A 19018-nucleotide genomic window follows, 5' to 3' on the forward strand; every position below is an offset into this window, starting at 1 on the left:
TATGATAAATACTTAAATTAATTATAAATTTAATATTTTTAAGTAGGGTGGGTATTGCCCACCAATTTATTTGTTAACTGCTAATTACATCATATTTATTTGTTATTAATATACACTATATTTATCTATTGGTGAGTAATATCTTATATTTATCTATTGGTGGGCAATGTCCTATATTTATCTATTGGTGAGTAATATCTTATATTTATCTATTGGTGGGCAATGCCCACCCTACCTATATTTAAATATCAAAAAATATATTTATTATACAAACATCAAAAACTTCAAGTTTTATATTGCTAACAATTCTCTGTTAACTAGACATAAGGCACTACAGCCACCAAAACAATTTGTAATTCATAATTAAATTATTTTAATTACAAATTACAAATCATCTGGTCACTGGTCACTGGTCAGGTGATTACCGAGTGTTGCGTTCTGACACCAAAACCTCAGCCACAAGATAAGGCAAATCTTTCAGATCGGTATAACCTTCCAAACCACGAATCGGAGAGATAAATGTATAGTCTGGATCGCATGCTCCCGTATCGTAGACTTGAATGTACCAGCGATCGGGTAACCCTGCTACAGCCAGTTCCACAACATACCAAGACTGACCGATCGGACGAGAATTAACAATGACAAACCACTGTCTGTCTTCATCTGAGATATTCCACTCAGCCATGAGAAATTCTAACGCAATAAGTCCGGCGTCAACTTCAGTCAACAGCATAGTTATTTCTTACTCCTTTTCTACTTCTGTAGAATTTGGAATTTCAGGATAGAGTCCGAGTTGTTTGGAAAGTTCTTTGGTAACATGGATAAGAAATTTTGCCCCATCTTGATTACCCTGATGTGCAAATCCAGTTGCTACCTGTAACATTGTTTGTATTAAACCAGGGTCAATTAAATCTAAATGAGCTTCTAAAACTTCTGGTTCTTGACCGTTAGGACAACTGAGTAATTTTTCAATCAGTTCGCAATACAATCTATGACGTTCTTCTAAAGATTGCTCTGAAATTGGTTCTGAAATTGGCTCTGACATAAGTTTTTATTGCTCAATATTTTGTTGCCAAATTCTTTCCAGCATTTCTACTTGTTGCTGAAAAGTAACGGTTCGATAAATAAGATACCTGTCGTATAAAATAACGAACACTCCTATCAAGATAGGAAAGAATAAGAAAAGAAATTGTAATATTTTGACAATTTGATGATTTTCTAAAGAAGTTAGGGATTGATTAGTAAATTTAGTATCAAATAATTGTGTTTGAGATTTATCGGAATAAGAGTTTTTACTTTTTTGCATTGGTGCTAATTGAACTGAGTGTTCGCGACTGCGATTGATTTCACAGTTTAATGCTCGTATTTGCACGAGTTCTGTGTGTCGTTCCCAAATTATGCTAAACACAACTAGTGCTGGAGAAAGTACGACGAAGGTTACAAAACAAACTGTGAAGAATTGAACAAATTTAGATTTCATATAAGTAGATAGTCATTTGTCATTTGTTATTTGTCATTTGTAAGAGGTTTAGATGTACCAGTATTTCGTAATATATTTTTTTCTGTATTTACTTAATCTGTTAACTGGTTAACTATTTTAAGAAGCCCCCCCTATTTCTTCAGCTTTCGCTTTAGAATATAGGGGGGTAGAGGGGAATCTCTGCGTAAATCCTATAGCTTTTATATCAGGAGGGCTGTTTCAGATGAGTTTTACTCGACCAGATCAAGTTAATTAAATTAATTAGAGTTGTACTCAAGATTTAGATTGTTTACTCAATCAGACTTCTAAAATTCTTTGGGGTTATAGGTGCTAGTTTTTTTGCTAGAAGGTACTAGTTTTTCTAAAATGGGGTTCTAGCATTTGTGTACTCAGTTTTTTTGCTAAAGGACTCCTCCTTGATTTTTAAAATCGACGTAGGTAGGGCTAAAGCCCACCAAACGATTCTATTGGTGAGCTTTAGCCCTACCTACAGTACTTAAAAAGTTTCACAAAACATATTCCTATATATACTCATTTGCTACAGTAACAACCTTAATAAATCGCCAAAATAAGGATTGGGGATTTTAGATTACTCCCTTCGATGCCATTCGATTACCTAAACCTGTAGGTGGGGCTATGCCCTACAAAGCGCTATTGGTGGGCAGTGCCCACTCTACTTAATAAATAGACAAAATAGGGATTGGGGATTTTAGATTAGCTATCTTACCTTATCTCCAATCCCCAATCCCCAATCCCCAGCCCCCAATTTAGGAGTAGATGAATGAGAATTGCTCGTGATATAACAGAAGCGATCGGACGAACTCCTTTAGTTCAGTTAAACAAAATACCTCAGTCGGAAGGATGTGTGGCTCAAATTGTTGTGAAATTAGAGGGTATGAATCCTGCTGCTTCCGTAAAAGACCGTATTGCGGCAAGTATGATAAAAACAGCAGAGGAACGAGGCTTGATTAAGCCTGGAAAAAGTATTTTAGTCGAGCCTACATCTGGTAACACTGGAATTGGACTAGCTATGGTAGCAGCAGCACGTGGCTATCGTTTGATTCTGACTATGCCTGAAACTATGAGCAGGGAACGACGTGCTATGTTACAAGCTTATGGTGCTTCTTTGGTATTGACTCCGGGAACTGAGGGAATGCGAGGAGCAATTCGCAAAGCAGAAGAAATTGTTGCTAACACTCCTGATACTTTTATGTTGCAACAGTTTTGCAATCCTGCTAATCCTAAAATTCACAAACAAACGACAGCTGAGGAAATTTGGGCAGATACAGATGGGGAAGTGGATTTTCTGATTGCAGGTGTTGGTACGGGCGGAACGATTACTGGAATTGCTGAAGTTATTAAAGAACGTAAGCCAAGTTTTAAAGCGATCGCAGTAGAACCTACAAACAGCCCTATTTTATCTGGAGGTGAACCAGGATCTCATAAAATTCAAGGTATTGGTGCGGGATTTATTCCAGAAGTTCTCCGTCAAGATTTGATAGATGAAGTTATTAAAGTCACTGATGAGCAAGCCATGACTTTCGGGCGAAGATTAGCCACGGAAGAGGGTTTATTGTCTGGTATTTCTTCTGGTGCAGCTTTGTGTGCGGCAATACAAGTGGCTCGACGCCCGGAAAATGCAGGACGTTTGATCGTGATGATACAGCCTTCCTTTGGCGAACGTTATCTCAGTACTCCTATGTTTCAAATACTAAGGTAAGTTGACTAACTCCCTGGCGTAAACGCGCAGGGATTCTTCAGAGCAGAATTAGATTTGGTTGCCCACAACCTAACTCTTCTCACGGTGGTCAAACACCGTCTAGACAGTCTGCTTAAGTCTATGCCTAAGTTTCTGCTTACTTTGCGTAAAATATTACCAGCCCCTTGAAGGTCAGCCGATATTAAGCTACCGTTTTTGGAACGATACAAACCACGTTTAATTCTCTTACCAGATGCTTTCCATCCAATCGGTTTTTCACCGTGTTTGGTTTGGTAGAGTCGATGGGCGGTATAATCCGCCGCACCTCTCTGTTAGATCCGAACGTGTAACTTTCGCTACATTCGGCTCCCGACGTTCTTAGCTTTCGCGTTTGCTCATGTGGAGGTAATCGTGACAGCTTTCGTGAACTGCTATCAGATTTACCTTCATCGAGTTGGCGTGATTCCCATCCACATGATGGAGATGGACTCGTTCATCAGATAAGAACTTCAACCCGCAAGAACCACACGTATGGTTTTGCCGTTTTAGGGCAACGGAGGTTTCACCGTCGTAGAGTTTGGTGTTACGCTGGCTCCAGTAGGTGATATCGCCATCAAAGGGGGATTTAGTTCCTTTGACGTTGACGAACTTGTTTTCGGAGTAGGGAACCGATGGGAACGCTTTGTCTAGCAACTTCTTGCTGGTGTGGCGTGTCTGGTTAGGTTCCTTATTGAAAACCTTATAAAAAGCCCCCTCCTAATGACACAGGAGAGGACTGTAATGCTAGACTACCTTAAAATATGGGAACACACGCTTAAGGTATTATTTGCTCCTCAGTCTAGCCAAATTAAACCAAGTACCTGGTGTTAGGTACGATGGGGAAAAAGGCATACTCGTACCATGCTGTCCAGATAAAACTACGAATCCACCGTTGGCGTTTTTCGGGATTCAGTTCATACTCAAATGCGCCCCGTGCTTGGTCAATGGAAGATAAGTGAGATTCACAGCCGCAACCATGTTGATAGGTAAAACCGTATTTGGAAGCGATGCTTTGTATTTTCATTTGCACTGCAAAAACTTTTCCTGCATGCAACACTGCATCCCATCCACGTTTGTGTTCGCGATCGCGAGGATCGAATCTCAAAGCACGTTCTTCAAATACAGTATCTCTATAAATAGGCGCAAGGTGTACTTGGTAAAAACTTGCAGGAAGTTCGTAACCAAACTCTTGAAATAATTCCTGTGCTATGCGAGCGACTTTCAGTTCGTTTGCCCACTCTGCTCCTTTTGATTCAAATTCGCGAACGATTTCTGAAAAATTAGGATATCTCTCTATCTTAAAGTCTTGTCCGTAAAATTCCAGTGTTTCTTTTGCTAACTGTCCGAATATGTCAGTAAATGCCGACTTGAAACGAGCTAGTTCCGGGCGTTCGTTAAACAAGTCAACATCACCTTGTTCTAACTTGTACTGGAACAACTGCGCCATCTCAACATAACTCTGGCGGCTTGTTAGTCCAAAGCTAGCGTCTCCCGTAGCAATGTCTTGCCATACCTTTGGTAGTTGGGAGATGGGAACGGCATTCTCAAAGGCGATCGCTAAAACTTGAGGTGCATTGAGAAGAATCATACTCTTGGTCTCCAGAGCCATATCCGTAGCAAGATTAAAATAAAGCTTACACTGATTGGCTCTGTTACAGTGTGAAGGGTCAAACCCATCACACCCCTCTTCACTTTCACCAGTCAAAACCAAAACCTCAATTTCAGTGGCTCAGAAATTCAAGTAGAAGACGTATTACTAGATAGCGAAAAAATGGAGTAAAGCTGAATTAATCGGAGTCTATTGCTCGGATCATTTTTTCCAAATACTCACTTGTGCTTAGCTCGGCATCAATAGCTAGTGCTTGGAGTTTTTTCCATGCTGTTGCGGTCAAAGACACTGAATGCTTCTGTTTGAGTTCCGAGTACAACACTGGCTTATTCCTTACTCTTTTTTTCCCTTTACCTGTTGACATCATTTAGAATTTACCACTATACTAAATATCCATTATAAAATAAAAGCAGTAAATTCAAGTAATGGTACTAAAACGCAAAAAAGGCTACTCAATCGAAACCAAGACAGCAAGATTTACCTTGCTAAGAGACGGTTGTGACTTGGATGAAACCAAGACAGCTTTTAATGAATTAGTGTCTTTTTACTTTGCTGTTGTTTGCACTTACCCAGAAGGAACATACAAGACAAAGGAATACTACAAAGTGTACGAAGGGTTAACGGTAGGACAAGACGCTCAATACCCGATACCAAACGTTCGTCGTGGTGCCTATCAGCGTTATGCAATTCTGACAGCCAGAGTTAACCCCAAAAACACGTCAAGGCTTTGCGCTGTCAATGGTGTAGAGGTTTGGAGAGGCAACCATTACTTGCCTACTCTCTTAGAATTCTGCCAGCCCTACCAGTATGGCGGAAAGTGCTTTGCTACAGTGACAGGGCAACGTGGAAGCTCGGCTTTGAACGCCGCACGTAATATTGGGTTGAGGTTTTTATCTCGCTTCAATGTACAACCAACACTCGTATTCGAGAAGGTTGGCAACAATAAAAAAGCCAAACTTGTAAAAGTTGGGTGCGATCGGGTTGCAAGCAAGGTCAGTGGCTAACTGTACTCCAACCCTATCACAGGCAATGTGTAATTGCCTCGCGGTCTTCCCTACCATCTTACGGTTGCCCAGTTGAGTCAAAGACTCTTGATTCTGGGCAATACGCGCACAGAAGGGAGCGGAAACAAAATACTATGGTTGACTCCGGTTAACTACGTTTTTTGGTTACACAGTGAACTAAGTGACACGTTAAGTACGCAAGAGCCTTATTTTCGTAATTTTATTATCAGTAGATAAGCTCGATCGCAAACGTAGTGTAAAATACACTGAGATGAAAGTTCAAGCAAAGCTCAGTAAACTTTTGCATTTAATTGAATTTTAGTTGAAAGGAGTGAGTATCCTGTGGAATATCTAGCTTATTCTCTGATGGATAGTGCTTACGCAGAGGCAACTATAGAAGACGAGTACAGCTTACCAGAGTTTAAATTAACATTAGAGTGGAAAAAATTTTTTAAATCGACTTGGCTCACCTATGCTACGGCTACAGCTTTGTTCGCAATTTTAGCCCAAGCTCAAGTCGTGTCAGCTACTTACTCTGGTCCTGGCAGATACTATGTAAGCACAAATGGTAGCTGTCTTAACATTCGTACAGGTCCATCGACTTATTACCCTAGAGTCGCTTGCTACTCCAATGGTTCGCGACTTCCAAACGTTAGAGGCTATAGAAGAGGATTTGCTCGCCTATCTACAGGTGATTATGCTTCTGCACAATGGATTAGTCGCAGGCGTGGTGGCGGTGGGTATTATCCCGGTCCTGGTGTTGGCGGTCGCGTTTTGAGTTTGGGTTCTCGCGGACCTGCTGTTAGAAGAGTTCAAAGAATTTTGGGGGTAACACCTACCGCATACTATGGTACGGCAACTGCAAGAGCAGTCCAAAATTTTCAGCAAAATAACGGCATATATCCCGCAGATGGAGTCGTTGGACGGGAAACCAGAAGAGCATTAAATCAATACGCAAACTCGGGTTACAGCCCTAACTACGATGTTGATTACCTTTATGGTAATTACGATCGCTACAATGACGACTATCTCTACTCAAATCGCTACAATGATGACTACCGCTCCTCAAATCGCTACAACGATAACTACCGCTCCTCAAATCGCTACAACGATAACTACCGCTCCTCAAATCGCTACAACGATGACTATCTCTACTCTGACTTGAATCGCTACTATGATGATAGCTACCTCTATGGCGATCGCTATAACAACGATTATAGTTATAATAGCGGTTATTAAGGATGGGTGTGCAAGCCCCGTCAGTGAGTGAAGGTGTGAATCCTTCAGGGTAGGAGGAGTTGACCGCTACTTCTCCGGGTCTGTCCAGATTGGTTCACTTGTGGGTAGGTTTGGGTAGACATTTACGAGCGGTTGTTGATTCAAATACCCGATTGTATTTGGGTTTAAGTGGTTGATATCCGCGTATTGAGATTTCCCTTTTTAAGCTATGCTTACACACAAGTGAGATTTACTCCCCTTAGAAAGGCTACGGTGTACACACAAGTCTCCTAACGCTCTTCCATCACTTTCGCGCTCATAAAATTTGAAACCCTATTTTTAGGTTAGTCCGCGCAGGCGGACTTTGTTTGTATAGTCGTGACTTCCAGTCGCCTCAATTATTCTCTATCTAGAGTGATAAAAGAGCGCTAAAATGCCTTCTAGCAGTTTCGAGCCCCCCTATCCCCCCTTAAAAAGGGGGGGGAATTCTTAAAGTCCCCCTTTTTAAGGGGGATTTAGGGGGATCTCTAAAGATGTGCGTACACCGTAGCCCTTTAGTAAGAGCTAATCCCTAAGTATTTTCCGGATGATGAATTGGTATTTCAACAACAAATTCAGTGCCTTGACCCAACTTGCTACGACAATAAAGTTTTCCCCCATGTTTTTCAATAATTTGGTAGCTAATTGATAACCCCAGACCCGTACCAACACCAACAGGTTTAGTCGTAAAAAATGGATCGAATAACCGTTTTTGAACTTCTGGAGTCATACCAGAACCATTGTCAGCAATGCAAATAGTCACGCACTCTCCCTCAAGAATCTCAGCAGATATACGGATTTTAGGATGGAAAATTTGAGATTCTTGTAGTAAAGAACTCTTGCTGCATCCGGAAACCATTAATGCAAGCTGTGAATTGCAGATGGCGTTATTACCTCGAATCCATTGCTCTTCTAATGCATCAATAGCATTTGCAAGCAAATTCATAAACACTTGATTTAACTGTCCGGCGTAGCAAGCAATTAGTGGCAGAGGTTGAAAATCTTTAATAACTTGAATTTCAGGACGAGTTGTTGTTGCCTTCAGGCGATGTTGCAAAATCATGAGTGTACTTTCAATTCCCTCACGAATATCTACCGCTTTCATTTGTGCTTCATCATGACGGGAAAAGTTACGTAACGAACGGACAATTTCACGAATGCGATCGGCTCCCATTTTCATGGAACTTAGCAACTTTGGCAAGTCCATCATTAAAAAATCCAGATCGATAGCGTCTATTTCCTCAAGAATTTCCAGTGTGGGCTGGGGATATGTTTGCTGGTACAGTTTGAGCAAGTTTAACAAATCCTGTACGTAACCATTAGCATGGACTATGTTGCCAAAAATAAAATTGACGGGGTTGTTGATTTCATGAGCAACTCCAGCAACAAGTTGTCCCAGACCGGACATTTTTTCACTTTGTACGAGTTGAGTTTGGGTTTTTTTCAGTTCTTCTAGAGTTCTTTCAAGTTGCTGTGTTTGTGTTTGGGCGTTGACTAAAGCTTGACGAGTATGTCGGTAAAGTTCAGTTTCAGCACAGGTTGGTTGAGAAAAGTCTTTGATTGTTGTGGCTAATGCTGTTTGTTTCTTAAGCATTGCCTCTTGAGTGTACTTGCTTTCAGTGATGATTTCAGAATAGAAAATTGTGCCGCCTATTTCACCATTGGAGTCATACCAAGGACAACCCTTCCATTTTACCCACTCTACAAAGCCATCTTCCCGGACAAAACTGTCTGTTGACGAGTGTTCGGTACAACCAGTCAAACACAGTTGATGTACTGTTTTCCACGTGTCGGGAGTTTGAGGAAAAACCTCATAATGCTCGCGACCAATATAGCTTTTTTGTTGGAAGCCGTAGTCTGTTAACCACTTGCGAGTTGCTGCCACATAACGCATATGGCGGTCAAACATGGCAACGGCTGTGGGGGTGTACTCCAAAAACAGTTGGAATTCTGGACAGTTGTGCAAGTACATAAATTGGCCAAGAGATGCTTAAATATGCTGCCAAGGTGTGAAATCATCGGGATGAAGACATTGTTAGTAATGTAACTATTGTGTAGTTACTTTCGCTTCCGAGTTTTCTCTTAATTCTAGTACTAGCAGTCAATATAAATTATTAATCAGTGTGGCAGTGGCAAAATAGGAGTTCAGTGTTGTTAAAGTATACAAAAGCAACATCCAAATTCTCATTTTAGTTACCAGAAATATGTTGACAAAGGTTAGAAATCTCAAAAAAACCTTAGTTTGGGTAATTTGTGATGTATGAAATCAACATCTCTTTTTTGGTTTAAAATAAAACATTAGTTTTATTTATCCCAGAAAAGGGTAGGCAGAATTTTTGGTAGATAAGTATGTAAACTTGCGATCGGGCAAATACGGAAAAACCCAGCTTGTTTAAACTGAGTTTTTATATTGACATCATTCTACTTTATTATTTGACGCGATTGTTTAACTAAAATTTCACGAATTAATCCCAAAGTAATTTTGCACGATTTGTAAAATTCGCTTTGCGGCTTGCCCATCTCCAAAGGGATTAATGGCGTTTGCCATTGTTTCATAAGCATTTGGATTGGTTAGCAGTTCAACTGCATTAGCACAAATATTCTCACTAGCAGTTCCCACTAGTTTAGCTGTACCAGCCGTTACCGCCTCTGGTCTTTCTGTGGTTTCTCTTAACACCAGTACGGGTTTGCCCAAACTAGGTGCTTCTTCCTGCAAACCTCCAGAATCCGTCAGTACGAGATGCGATCGCATAATTGCTCCCACTAGTTCAGCATAATCCAAAGGTTCTGTCAAAAAAATCCGAGGATGATTGCCCAACCATGCTTGTAACGGTTCTCGTACCGTAGGATTGCGATGTAACGGTAATAGTAAAGCTGTATCAGGAATTTTATCCAGTATTTGTAAAAATCCTCGAGCAATATCTTGCAATGGTTCGCCCCAATTCTCGCGACGATGAACTGTTGCTAGCAAAACGCGATATTGAGACCATTCTAATCCCGGTACATAACAAGCAGGTTCCCGTGCAGCAACACTCAATAGCGCATCAATCACCGTGTTACCAGTCAAATGCACTTGACCCAAAACCCCAGAACGTTCCAAATTTTCCACAGCTAAAGGAGTTGGAGCAAAATGTAGTTGAGTGAGTTGTGAAATCAGGCGGCGATTTGCTTCTTCTGGATAGGGATTGAGTAAATCGTCCGTTCTTAGCCCAGCTTCCACATGACCCACAGGAATTTTTTGATAAAATGCTGCCAAAGTTGCTGCAAAAGCCGTTGTTGTATCGCCTTGAACGATCGCCAAATCTGGCTTATTCTGTTGGAATAATTCTTCCAAACCTCTCAAGCTACGGCAAGTTATGTCACTGAGAGTTTGCTTTGGCTGCATAATCTCCAGATCGTAATTAGCCTCGAGGTCGAACAGCTGCATAACTTGTTCCACCATTTCGCGATGCTGTCCGGTAAGAATAACTTTAGTATCAACAGTTGAAGAACTTTGAAAAATCTGAATAACCGGAGCCAGCTTAATTGCCTCCGGACGAGTCCCTAATATAATGTGTATCAGTTTTTTAGTCATTTGTCATTGGTCAAGTGTCATTGGTCATTTGTCATTTGTCATTTGTCGTTGGTCATTTGTCAAGAGTATTGTAGGGTGAGCCTTGCCAACCAACAGCTTTATGTGGTGGTAATGCCCACTATAGATACATTTCAAAGATCGAGCTAGCTTATATAATCATTCTTATTACAGCGCTTTGCATTTGAATGAGGTACACCCCCCTTTCATCCCCCCAAGGCATCGGGGGGACAGAGGGGGGTAATTTTTGTACCTCACTAAGTTGAAATCTGCTGTAAGATTCCATCTACTTATGCATATCTCTATATCGGTTTCCATAAGACAAAACAAACGATCTGCCCGTTCCGCAGGAAGAAAATAAAAAATAATCAGTGACCAGTGACCAGTGACCAAAACATGAAAAAACCCGGATGAACCGGGCAGGTGTACTGTTGTCGAATTAAGTTGCGGTCATTACATTTTGATGTCACAGGTCAATGGGCAAGAAGCATAAACGCTAGTAGCTTGAATATTCTCAGATTCTCCGTGCAGCCAACTTAACCACTGCACTTCTTTAGGATGAACGCCTTTGAAAGTCAGAACGCCAGCTGCCAACACCACAGCCATCACATTAAACATAATTAACCCGCCAGCAACGAGTAAAACTGCACTAACAGGCATTACCGATTCCAACACAATTGACAACAAGCACCCTATTGTAGCCATCAACACAACTAGAGGAAAACCGACAACCAACAAACACACTGCCAACGTAAAAGTCCATATTAAAAAACTTTTAACTATTAGTAAAGAGTAGGTCTTTCCTAAATCAGATGTCTGAGACAAAGCCATAACTCTAATTCTCCAAAATCAGGACAGAAATTTGAATTGGTAGAAATCTCGCTTACTTTGCAGCGGGATCAACGATTAGAAATTCAGTATATAAAAACCTATTGGGAAAATGAGCATTTATTTAATAAACTTTACAGTTAATCTTTCGCAATTATGAATGTCTATCTGATTGAGTAGTTAGCGGAAACTCCTCTATATAATCTATCTCTTGATAGAGAGGTTATTGGAGATAAATCTTTAAGGTTTATTTCAGGTGCTGTGCTTCCAATATGCTTAACATTTCTTATGAAAAAAGATGATGCTTCTCATAATTCATGACTGCTGTTAAAAGAATTGTGAGTCGTGGTTTCACGCATAAATACAGCCCGCGAATATAAAGAGCAGAAAAATTTTTCTCATATACATAGTAAAGTTTTTCCAAAATTTGTCTGTATTTTAAAATACTTTAAAAACTCAATATTATTACTGAGTATATTTAGTGTAAAACGTGTAATAAATAAGTTATAGACAAGTTACAGAGTTTCTCAAACTCATAGAGAAGATACCGTATTTAGAAAAAATGATACAGATTTAGACAATAAATTGAAATCGGTCATAGAAATTGCTGTTATGCTCCATTTTTAGAACTAGTCAGCAAATAGATAGACCAAACAGGCTACTTGCATCTACCAAAAGTTAAACCTTTGTTTAAGTTTTGTTATGAATCTCTAGTAAATCAATACACGCCTTACTTGTAAACAGATATGACAGAATCACAGCGTCCATTGAATCCAGCAGTAAGTTCAACCCGTGGTGTTCCTCCATTACCACCACCACCAGCAATGACTACGATGCGTCAGTCTACACAGACTTTAGAATTACCAGTAGATAGGCATCCAGGTCGCACCGCGACTACCAACTCCTCCGCTTCTGCACCGCCACCTCCGCCAACATCTGCTCCATCGGCTCATCGTCCCGGAACACCACCACCAATGGCTACTTCCTCTCGTCCTAAAAGCAATACAGGGCTAACTCTAGCACAGATGATACGAGAAGCTTTCGATAAGGGATATTCTGACATTCACTTGGGTGTAGGTGAAGTTCCTCGCTTCCGAAATCGGGGAGAAATGCAACCGACAGATTATTCCGAAACCGATAAATCGTCATTTATGGCGTGGATGCGAGAGATCATGACTGAGGCGGAAATTAACCGCTTTGAAGAATACCTCGAATTTGACGGAGCTACTCAGTACGAATTTGCTAGGGTGCGGATTAATATTTTTGACTCACTAAAAGGCTATGCAATGGTACTGCGGCTAATTCCTTTGAAAATATTGACAATGGAGCAGTTGAGGCTACCTAGTGTTTTCAAGGATGTATGCCACTATCACAAAGGTTTAATTTTAGTTACAGGTCCTACTGGTTCTGGTAAGTCAACTACCATGGCAGCAATGATTGACTATATCAATTCAGAAATGCCCAAACATATCATTACTATTGAAGACCCGATTGAATTTGTTCATAGAAGTAAAAAGTCTTTGATCAAACAACGGGAAGTAGGAATGCATACCCGAAAGTTTGACAATGCATTAAAAGCAGCTTTGCGGGAAGACCCTGATTTGATTCTAGTGGGTGAAATGCGGGATAAAGAAACAGTGAATACAGCCCTGAAAGCCGCACAAACAGGACACTTGGTTATGGGAACCTTGCACACCAATAGCGCTGTAAAGACTATTGAACGTATTCTCAATCTCTACAATGGAGACGAACAGGATGCTATGCGGGTTGCACTTGCCGAGTCTTTAGTGGCAGTGATTGCTCAAGGTTTGTGCCGTACCACTGATGGCAAACGTGCTGCCTTCCACGATATTCTCATCAATACTGACGCTGTGAAAGACTGGGTGAAAGAAGGAAAGTATGATGCAATTACAGAGTTAATGAAGCAAGCAAGTTTTGATGGGATGGTTACTATGAACCAGTCTCTGCTCAATCTTTACTCTGAAGGTCGCATTACGGAAGAAACTGCCTTAGAAATGTCACCGACGCCAAACGAAATGGCTCAATTCCTCCGTGGTAGAGTGTAATTAAGGGATTAGGAATTAGGGATTAGGGATTGGGCATTGGAGATTCAGCGATCTTCACCCAGTTCCCAGTCGCCAGTCGCCAGTCCCCAGCCCCCAGTCCCCAGCCCCCATGCCCCCCACCCTATTTAAAGGTATTGCGCTGTTTACTCCGGGAGGAGATTTAATTTATTGCATCGACCCAAGCAAACAAGGTCGATGGCATTTGCATTTGTGCGCAACTTTGCAGGAAATTTTGGATTTACCAGAACCTCCACATTTCTTAGTACCTTGTTATACAGCTACTGTCGATCGCTGGTTAGACCCGCGCACTCAGAAAATACAAGTTTTTGCTGAAGCCTACCCAACAGTTATGCGGCATCAAGCCGTACTCAATGCTATTTTTAGTACGGGAGAACTGGCATGGCAGCCGACTCCTTGGGCAGAAGGGTTATGCGATCGCATGGTATTGTCAGGATATCGTTCCACATTTCCCCAGCTTTGGGAAGATCATGACTTAGTTGTACGTCTAGAGCTTTCCGACCCAGTACCTTCATACTATCAACCAGTTGTCTCCACCGAACAACAATCAAAAACCCAAGGCTACGTCCTCCGCCTATTTGTAGCCGGACATAGTGCAGCGACAGAACGCATTTTGAAAAATTTACACGAACTGTTAGAAAAATACCTAAGCTATCCCTACACTTTAAAAGTTATTGATGTTTTAACCAATCCAGAACAAGCAGAAATCGATCAAGTTTCAGCCACTCCTACTCTGGTTAAAGTTTGGCCTCAGCCCATTCGCCGCATTGCTGGAGATTTAGATAATGTAGAAAAAATCTTACAAATGTTAGGCACTGCAGAAAACTTCTAAGCAGAAACACTGTTAAAAATTGGTAATGTAAACCAGAAAGTCGAACCTACTCCAAGCTTACTTTTAACTCCAATTTTACCCCCGTGAGCGGTAATAATTTGCCGACAGACATATAAACCAATACCCAAACCGGGCATGAATCGTGCATTTTCACCACGTGCATACAGTTCAAACAATCGGTTGCACTGCTGTTTGCTCATTCCTACCCCATTATCCTGCACGCAACAAAGTATTTTCTTGCCTTTAACACTAGCGTCAATAGTTAACGTAATTTCATGAGGATTGTGTTTGAGAGCGTTAGAAATCAGGTTGCTAAAGACCCGACCTAGTTTTATAGCATCAGCGTTGACAAAAGGCAAATCAACTTGTACAAAATTATTTACAGTTACCCGGTTTTGTTGTAGCAAAGATTCCAAATCATGCAGAACTGATGCCACCACAGTAGAGAGTTGTACGGGCTGACAGTGAAGTTGTACCCCACGGACTTCTAAAGAATAAGCTTCCTGCAAAGAATTAATCAAGTTAATTTGTCGTGAATTCCCTTCCAATAGACGTTGCAAAACCTTTGAATCGACATTGACTGATGATTCAGACTTCTTCAATAAGTTTTGTAGGACAATCGCAGTACCCATAAGTGGCGTGCGGAGATCGTGAGAAATGGCGTGTAAAAACACTCTTAATTCCCGGCGCGATTCAAACTCAGCGCGTTGCAAGCGTTCGTACAAATACACGCCAAAATTACAGATAAAACATAACCAAAAAGTGTAAATTGTCAACCCTTCATTAAAAAGTGAATAGCCTGTGCCGACTTTCAAACCCAGCACCGAATTAACACCCAAGTAGTAAATAAAAACAGTTAATTGAGATATTAAATGCATCTGCCAGCAAACAGGCAAAAGGGTTGCTTGCGCGAGGAATACAAGACCCCAGATAGCAAGATCGAGTCGGGCAAAACCGTTCAATGTCGCAAGAATTTGTGGGAAAAGGGTACAAGCCCAGGAAACGAACAACCAGAGCATGAATGGATAGCGCCGTCCCCACTGGGTTTTATGAACTATGAAGAAGGTGACAAATAACAGTACTTGAGACAAATCCTCTATCAAAATCAGATATTTAGAGCCTTTAGGAAAAATATCTTCTTGATTCAGATAAAATATCTGGTAAGTGTTTAAAATTAGACTGCTAAATACAATAGCAAACCCTACCCACAAGCATACCCTAAGACGCCGCCACAAAAATTCATTCCGCCACATTTTGTAGTCAGCTAACTCTGGAGTAGGCTTTAAACGCTCAAAGATTATTCCACTCTGGCAAATCTGCCAATTAAAGAAGATTTTGCTCATCGAGCTTAATTTCTTGCTCACAACTGCCATAAGAAGTCATTTATAAAGTAAATCTTAAATCGCCAAATGTATTGTGTAGCGCTCTTTTTAATGTTTACTTTATAAATCATCTCTAAATTATCATGGATGGTGGTTTATCTCAAATTTACCAGTCACCTTACAAATTCTTAAAAGTTAGTAGGTAGGGAAGACAGCCCACCCCAGCTACCCGACTCTTCGAAGAAGTCGGGGATCTAGACCAACTACTAGCTTTGAAAAGAATTGGAATTAGTTTAAACTAGCATTAATAAAAAGTTAGCAGTATCGTCCGGTCGGTCATTCTTGAAGCTCAATTTCTAAAAAAGAATGTTGTCACCAAGCACTCCTGAAGAAAACAAACTCAATCAGCGATCCCCACAACGAATTCTCATTGTAGAAGACGATCCAGTGATGCAACTTGGTTTGGAGCAATTCTTTGAAGAATGTCCTCAATTCCAAGTTGTAGGAATAGTTGCTGATGGATATTTAGGAGTAGAAGCTGCCATAAAACTCCAACCAGACTTAGTGGTGATGGATATTGGGTTGCCTCAATTAGACGGGATTGCAGCAACAAAGCAAATCAAAGCAACGATGCCAAATGTTCGGATAGTGATGCTCACTTCCCACAACAACGACACCGAAACGATCGCTGCTTTGGCTAGTGGTGCTGACGCTTTTTGTATCAAAGGCACAAGTTTGGAGCAACTCTCTATAGCTATGAGTGCGGCGGAAGTTGGAGCCACTTACCTTGACCCTCTCATTGCCCGCAAAGTGATTGAACATATCAAACCGCCCAATGCCATCAGTAAATCTTTGGATTCTAAGAGTAGCAATAATTCACAACTTTCTGCACGCGAACTAGAAATCTTGAAGTTAATGGTTGAAGGTCGAAGTAACCCAGAAATTGCTGCCGAACTCTACTTAAGTTTAAGTACTGTCAAGACTCACATCCGCAGTATTATGAATAAACTTGCAGTGAATGACCGAGTTCAAGCTGCTGTTATAGCACTGCGTAATGGTCTTGTTTGAAATATCATCTATTGGAGCTTACGGTATCGTCCGGTCGGTTAATCCTTGCGGCTCAATCTGTTGAACCAACAGATCGATGTGAGACGTTGTAGTTAACATTTACAGTTTCAGTCAGCTAACGAAAGAAAACTTTTCTTCTACAAATCTATACGTCTCAAAAAGAGCGAATCGCAATGAAAAATCAGTGTAGGCGACACAAACGTTGGTTCCGCATTGGCTTATTTGTGTTGGCTTTATTACTTCCACTTTCCCTAACCCTTAACACTGCTGTAATTCCGAAAGCAACAGCACAAACTCCAAGCAGTTACTCTAGAAATCAAGCCTTGTATATCACTATGCGTGATGGTGTCAAAATTGCCATTGATGTGTGGTTACCAAAAGACTTGTCATCTGGAACAAGAATACCTACGATTATGCGAGCTACGCGCTACTGGCGTGGTGTTGACTTAGTCGATAACACTCAAGAAACCGAGCCAAATTTTGTAGATTGGCTCCCTAGTTACAAGGGGGATATAGAAAAATTCAATCAATCTGGTTATGGTGTGGTGCTTGTAGACGCACGTGGGACTGGTGCTTCTTTTGGCACAGTTTCTCTTCCTTTCTCATCAGAAGAAATTCAGGATTACAGCCAAATAGTCGATTGGATTGTTAGCCAACCATGGTCAAATGAAAAAGTTGGTGCTTATGGAATCTCCTACGATGGCAATACGGCTGAGTTATTAGCAGTAGCGAACAACCCAGCGGTCAAAGCAGTTGTTCCCCGATTTAATGATTTTGACGTTTATGCTCATCTTATTTTTCCCGGAGGGCTTTTGAATGAAGGATTTCTTAAAGGTTGGAATGAAGGCAATAAATTTCTCGATTTCTCACCTTGTTCTTTTGCTCAAGGGGATGAATTTTGCGAACAATTCAAAAAGAATACTGGTATTGTGGGAGTCAAACCAGTCGATGAAGACAAAGACTTACACCTGTTAGCGCAGGCTGTCAAACAACACTCTGGCAATATAGATTTATATCAAGCAGCATTGCAAACAACTTATCGAGACGACGTTTTCGGTAACTCAGGTTTGACAATAGAAAATACTAGCCCGTACAACTTTAAAAAAGAAATCGAACGGTCTAAAGTCGCAATCTACAGTTGGGGGAGTTGGTTGGATGCGGGAACTGCAAACGGTGTCTTAAGCCGCTTTATGACATTTAGCAATCCTCAAAAAGCGATCGTTGGTGCGTGGACTCATGGCGCAAACAAACAAGCAAATCCTTACTTACCTCCCGATACTGCTGTGAGTCCATCTCGTGACGAACAACTTGCTAATATCATTAACTTCTTCGATCGCTATTTGAAAGACTCCCACAACCAACCAGAGTTGCCACGAGAACTAGAGTACTACACTCTGGGTGAAGATAAGTGGAAAACAACTAAAGTATGGCCGCCTGTGGGTACCATGAATAAACGTTGGTTTTTAGCAGCAAACAACAGTCTCTCTCAAAAAGCTCCAAGCGGTCAAAGTGGTGAGGATAAGTACACCGTTAACTTTGAAGCAACAACTGGTGTGGCATCTCGATGGCATCAAAATCCGGAACAGAATTATTATTCAGATCGGAATCTTGAAGACGAAAAACTTTTGACTTACACCAGCGAACCTCTAAACAAAGATGTAGAAATCACAGGAACTCCTGTTGTGACTTTGTATACAACTTCTAGCGAAAACGATGGTGCTTTTTTTGTTTACTTGGAAGATGTGGATGAAAGCGATCGGGTGACATATATTACCGATGGTCAGTTGCGTCCCATACACCGTAAGGTATCTAAAGAACGTCCTCCTTATACCATTTTTGGAGCAAACCATTCTTTTAAAGAAAAAGACGGACAGTCATTAGAACCGGGGCAAACCACTAAACTAACGTTTGATTTGCTACCAACTTCTGTTCTCATTAAACAAGGTCACAAGATTCGAGTTGCGATCGCCGGACACGATAAAGACTCTTTTGTACGCTATCCCGCAGGAGGAACGCCAGAAATTACCATCCTGCGGAATGCTGTCAATACATCACACATTGACTTACCTGTGCTGAAAAAACAGTGAACAGTAACCAGTGACCAGTGGTATTTACGAATAATTGTATTAATTTACATTGGGTAGCATAAATGTCTTTGCGAGCTTGCGAAAGCAGGCTTTTTTTAACGTAAACTTATGTTAAGTATCTCCGGATACATAGTAAAA

Annotated in this window: 16 protein-coding genes and 1 pseudogene; 7 read left to right on the plus strand and 10 right to left on the minus strand. The window is 41.0% G+C overall.

The annotated features are described in order from the left end of the window. Window positions 1-421: 421 nt before the first annotated feature. From ACKTT2_RS41435 to ACKTT2_RS41445, 3 genes are read right to left on the minus strand one after another with little or no spacing between them, the layout of a single operon-like run. Window positions 422-733, minus strand: coding sequence for a hypothetical protein (locus ACKTT2_RS41435; RefSeq protein ID WP_407897510.1), 312 nt, complete (start codon window positions 731-733; stop codon window positions 422-424). Between the two features lie 9 nt (window positions 734-742). Further along, the gene (locus ACKTT2_RS41440; protein ID WP_407897512.1) at window positions 743-1045 is read right to left on the minus strand and encodes a hypothetical protein; all 303 of its coding nucleotides are present in this window, start codon (window positions 1043-1045) and stop codon (window positions 743-745) included. 6 nt (window positions 1046-1051) lie between these two features. Next, window positions 1052-1480: a hypothetical protein gene (locus ACKTT2_RS41445; RefSeq protein ID WP_407897514.1), complete on the minus strand. Its 429-nt coding sequence runs from the start codon at window positions 1478-1480 to the stop codon at window positions 1052-1054. 781 nt (window positions 1481-2261) lie between these two features. On the opposite strand from ACKTT2_RS41445, the gene cysK reads away from it, so the two are divergent. After that, window positions 2262-3200 carry a cysteine synthase A gene (cysK, locus tag ACKTT2_RS41450; RefSeq protein ID WP_407897516.1) on the plus strand — a complete coding sequence of 313 codons (939 nt, stop codon included), beginning with the start codon at window positions 2262-2264 and terminating at the stop codon, window positions 3198-3200. 357 nt (window positions 3201-3557) lie between these two features. On the opposite strand, the pseudogene ACKTT2_RS41455 reads toward cysK, so the two are convergent. The 3 genes and pseudogenes from ACKTT2_RS41455 to ACKTT2_RS41465 all read right to left on the minus strand — a co-directional run. Then, a pseudogene (locus tag ACKTT2_RS41455) lies at window positions 3558-3923 on the minus strand (HNH endonuclease); the annotation flags it as partial. A gap of 103 nt (window positions 3924-4026) precedes the next feature. Continuing rightward, window positions 4027-4806 (minus strand): hypothetical protein, encoded by a 780-nt coding sequence (locus ACKTT2_RS41460; RefSeq protein WP_407897619.1) that lies wholly within the window; start codon window positions 4804-4806, stop codon window positions 4027-4029. Window positions 4807-5005: 199 nt separating this feature from the next. Then, window positions 5006-5149: a hypothetical protein gene (locus ACKTT2_RS41465; RefSeq protein ID WP_407897518.1), complete on the minus strand. Its 144-nt coding sequence runs from the start codon at window positions 5147-5149 to the stop codon at window positions 5006-5008. Between the two features lie 103 nt (window positions 5150-5252). On the opposite strand from ACKTT2_RS41465, the gene ACKTT2_RS41470 reads away from it, so the two are divergent. Beyond that, window positions 5253-5831: a hypothetical protein gene (locus ACKTT2_RS41470; protein ID WP_407897520.1), complete on the plus strand. Its 579-nt coding sequence runs from the start codon at window positions 5253-5255 to the stop codon at window positions 5829-5831. Window positions 5832-6173: 342 nt separating this feature from the next. Beyond that, window positions 6174-7070, plus strand: a complete 897-nt coding sequence (locus tag ACKTT2_RS41475; protein WP_407897522.1) for a peptidoglycan-binding protein — start codon at window positions 6174-6176, stop codon at window positions 7068-7070. A 550-nt stretch (window positions 7071-7620) separates the two neighbouring features. On the opposite strand, the gene ACKTT2_RS41480 is transcribed toward ACKTT2_RS41475, so the two are convergent. The 3 genes from ACKTT2_RS41480 to ACKTT2_RS41490 all read right to left on the minus strand — a co-directional run bounded on the left by ACKTT2_RS41480 (window position 7621) and on the right by ACKTT2_RS41490 (window position 11490). After that, window positions 7621-9060 (minus strand): ATP-binding protein, encoded by a 1440-nt coding sequence (locus ACKTT2_RS41480; RefSeq protein ID WP_407897524.1) that lies wholly within the window; start codon window positions 9058-9060, stop codon window positions 7621-7623. Between the two features lie 486 nt (window positions 9061-9546). Beyond that, window positions 9547-10662 (minus strand): non-hydrolyzing UDP-N-acetylglucosamine 2-epimerase, encoded by a 1116-nt coding sequence (gene wecB, locus ACKTT2_RS41485; RefSeq protein WP_407897526.1) that lies wholly within the window; start codon window positions 10660-10662, stop codon window positions 9547-9549. Window positions 10663-11112: 450 nt separating this feature from the next. Next, a complete protein-coding gene (locus ACKTT2_RS41490; protein WP_407897528.1) occupies window positions 11113-11490 on the minus strand; it encodes a hypothetical protein in 378 nt (125 codons plus the stop codon). A 743-nt stretch (window positions 11491-12233) separates the two neighbouring features. On the opposite strand from ACKTT2_RS41490, the gene ACKTT2_RS41495 reads away from it, so the two are divergent. After that, entirely contained in the window at window positions 12234-13553 is a 1320-nt protein-coding gene (locus ACKTT2_RS41495; protein ID WP_407897530.1) for a type IV pilus twitching motility protein PilT, read from the plus strand. 109 nt (window positions 13554-13662) lie between these two features. Continuing rightward, window positions 13663-14403, plus strand: a complete 741-nt coding sequence (locus tag ACKTT2_RS41500) for a circadian clock KaiB family protein (protein WP_407897532.1) — start codon at window positions 13663-13665, stop codon at window positions 14401-14403. Here ACKTT2_RS41500 and ACKTT2_RS41505 read toward each other — a convergent pair. After that, window positions 14400-15746 (minus strand): sensor histidine kinase, encoded by a 1347-nt coding sequence (locus ACKTT2_RS41505; RefSeq protein ID WP_407897534.1) that lies wholly within the window; start codon window positions 15744-15746, stop codon window positions 14400-14402. The genes ACKTT2_RS41500 and ACKTT2_RS41505 overlap by 4 nt on opposite strands. A gap of 345 nt (window positions 15747-16091) precedes the next feature. Here ACKTT2_RS41505 and ACKTT2_RS41510 point away from each other — a divergent pair, with 345 nt between their 5' ends. Together ACKTT2_RS41510 and ACKTT2_RS41515 are read left to right on the plus strand one after the other, a co-directional pair. Further along, a complete protein-coding gene (locus ACKTT2_RS41510) occupies window positions 16092-16793 on the plus strand; it encodes a response regulator (RefSeq protein ID WP_407897536.1) in 702 nt (233 codons plus the stop codon). Between the two features lie 173 nt (window positions 16794-16966). Continuing rightward, window positions 16967-18880, plus strand: coding sequence for a CocE/NonD family hydrolase (locus ACKTT2_RS41515; protein WP_407897538.1), 1914 nt, complete (start codon window positions 16967-16969; stop codon window positions 18878-18880). Window positions 18881-19018: the final 138 nt, after the last annotated feature.

It is taken from the genome of Scytonema hankhaensis NUACC26 (assembly GCF_045865695.1).
GTDB lineage: Bacteria > Cyanobacteriota > Cyanobacteriia > Cyanobacteriales > Nostocaceae > Scytonema.

Bases quoted from the DNA above. Each gene is read 5' to 3' on its own strand.
- ACKTT2_RS41500 (WP_407897532.1), top strand. From the start codon at position 13,663: ATGCCCCCCACCCTATTTAAAGGTATTGCGCTGTTTACTCCGGGAGGA.
- ACKTT2_RS41460 (WP_407897619.1), bottom strand. From the start codon at position 4,806: ATGATTCTTCTCAATGCACCTCAAGTTTTAGCGATCGCCTTTGAGAAT.
- cysK (WP_407897516.1), top strand. From the start codon at position 2,262: ATGAGAATTGCTCGTGATATAACAGAAGCGATCGGACGAACTCCTTTA.
- ACKTT2_RS41505 (WP_407897534.1), bottom strand. From the start codon at position 15,746: ATGAGCAAAATCTTCTTTAATTGGCAGATTTGCCAGAGTGGAATAATC.
- wecB (WP_407897526.1), bottom strand. From the start codon at position 10,662: ATGACTAAAAAACTGATACACATTATATTAGGGACTCGTCCGGAGGCA.
- ACKTT2_RS41495 (WP_407897530.1), top strand. From the start codon at position 12,234: ATGACAGAATCACAGCGTCCATTGAATCCAGCAGTAAGTTCAACCCGT.
- ACKTT2_RS41435 (WP_407897510.1), bottom strand. From the start codon at position 733: ATGCTGTTGACTGAAGTTGACGCCGGACTTATTGCGTTAGAATTTCTC.
- ACKTT2_RS41510 (WP_407897536.1), top strand. From the start codon at position 16,092: ATGTTGTCACCAAGCACTCCTGAAGAAAACAAACTCAATCAGCGATCC.
- ACKTT2_RS41480 (WP_407897524.1), bottom strand. From the start codon at position 9,060: ATGTACTTGCACAACTGTCCAGAATTCCAACTGTTTTTGGAGTACACC.
- ACKTT2_RS41490 (WP_407897528.1), bottom strand. From the start codon at position 11,490: ATGGCTTTGTCTCAGACATCTGATTTAGGAAAGACCTACTCTTTACTA.
- ACKTT2_RS41445 (WP_407897514.1), bottom strand. From the start codon at position 1,480: ATGAAATCTAAATTTGTTCAATTCTTCACAGTTTGTTTTGTAACCTTC.
- ACKTT2_RS41515 (WP_407897538.1), top strand. From the start codon at position 16,967: ATGAAAAATCAGTGTAGGCGACACAAACGTTGGTTCCGCATTGGCTTA.
- ACKTT2_RS41440 (WP_407897512.1), bottom strand. From the start codon at position 1,045: ATGTCAGAGCCAATTTCAGAACCAATTTCAGAGCAATCTTTAGAAGAA.
- ACKTT2_RS41470 (WP_407897520.1), top strand. From the start codon at position 5,253: ATGGTACTAAAACGCAAAAAAGGCTACTCAATCGAAACCAAGACAGCA.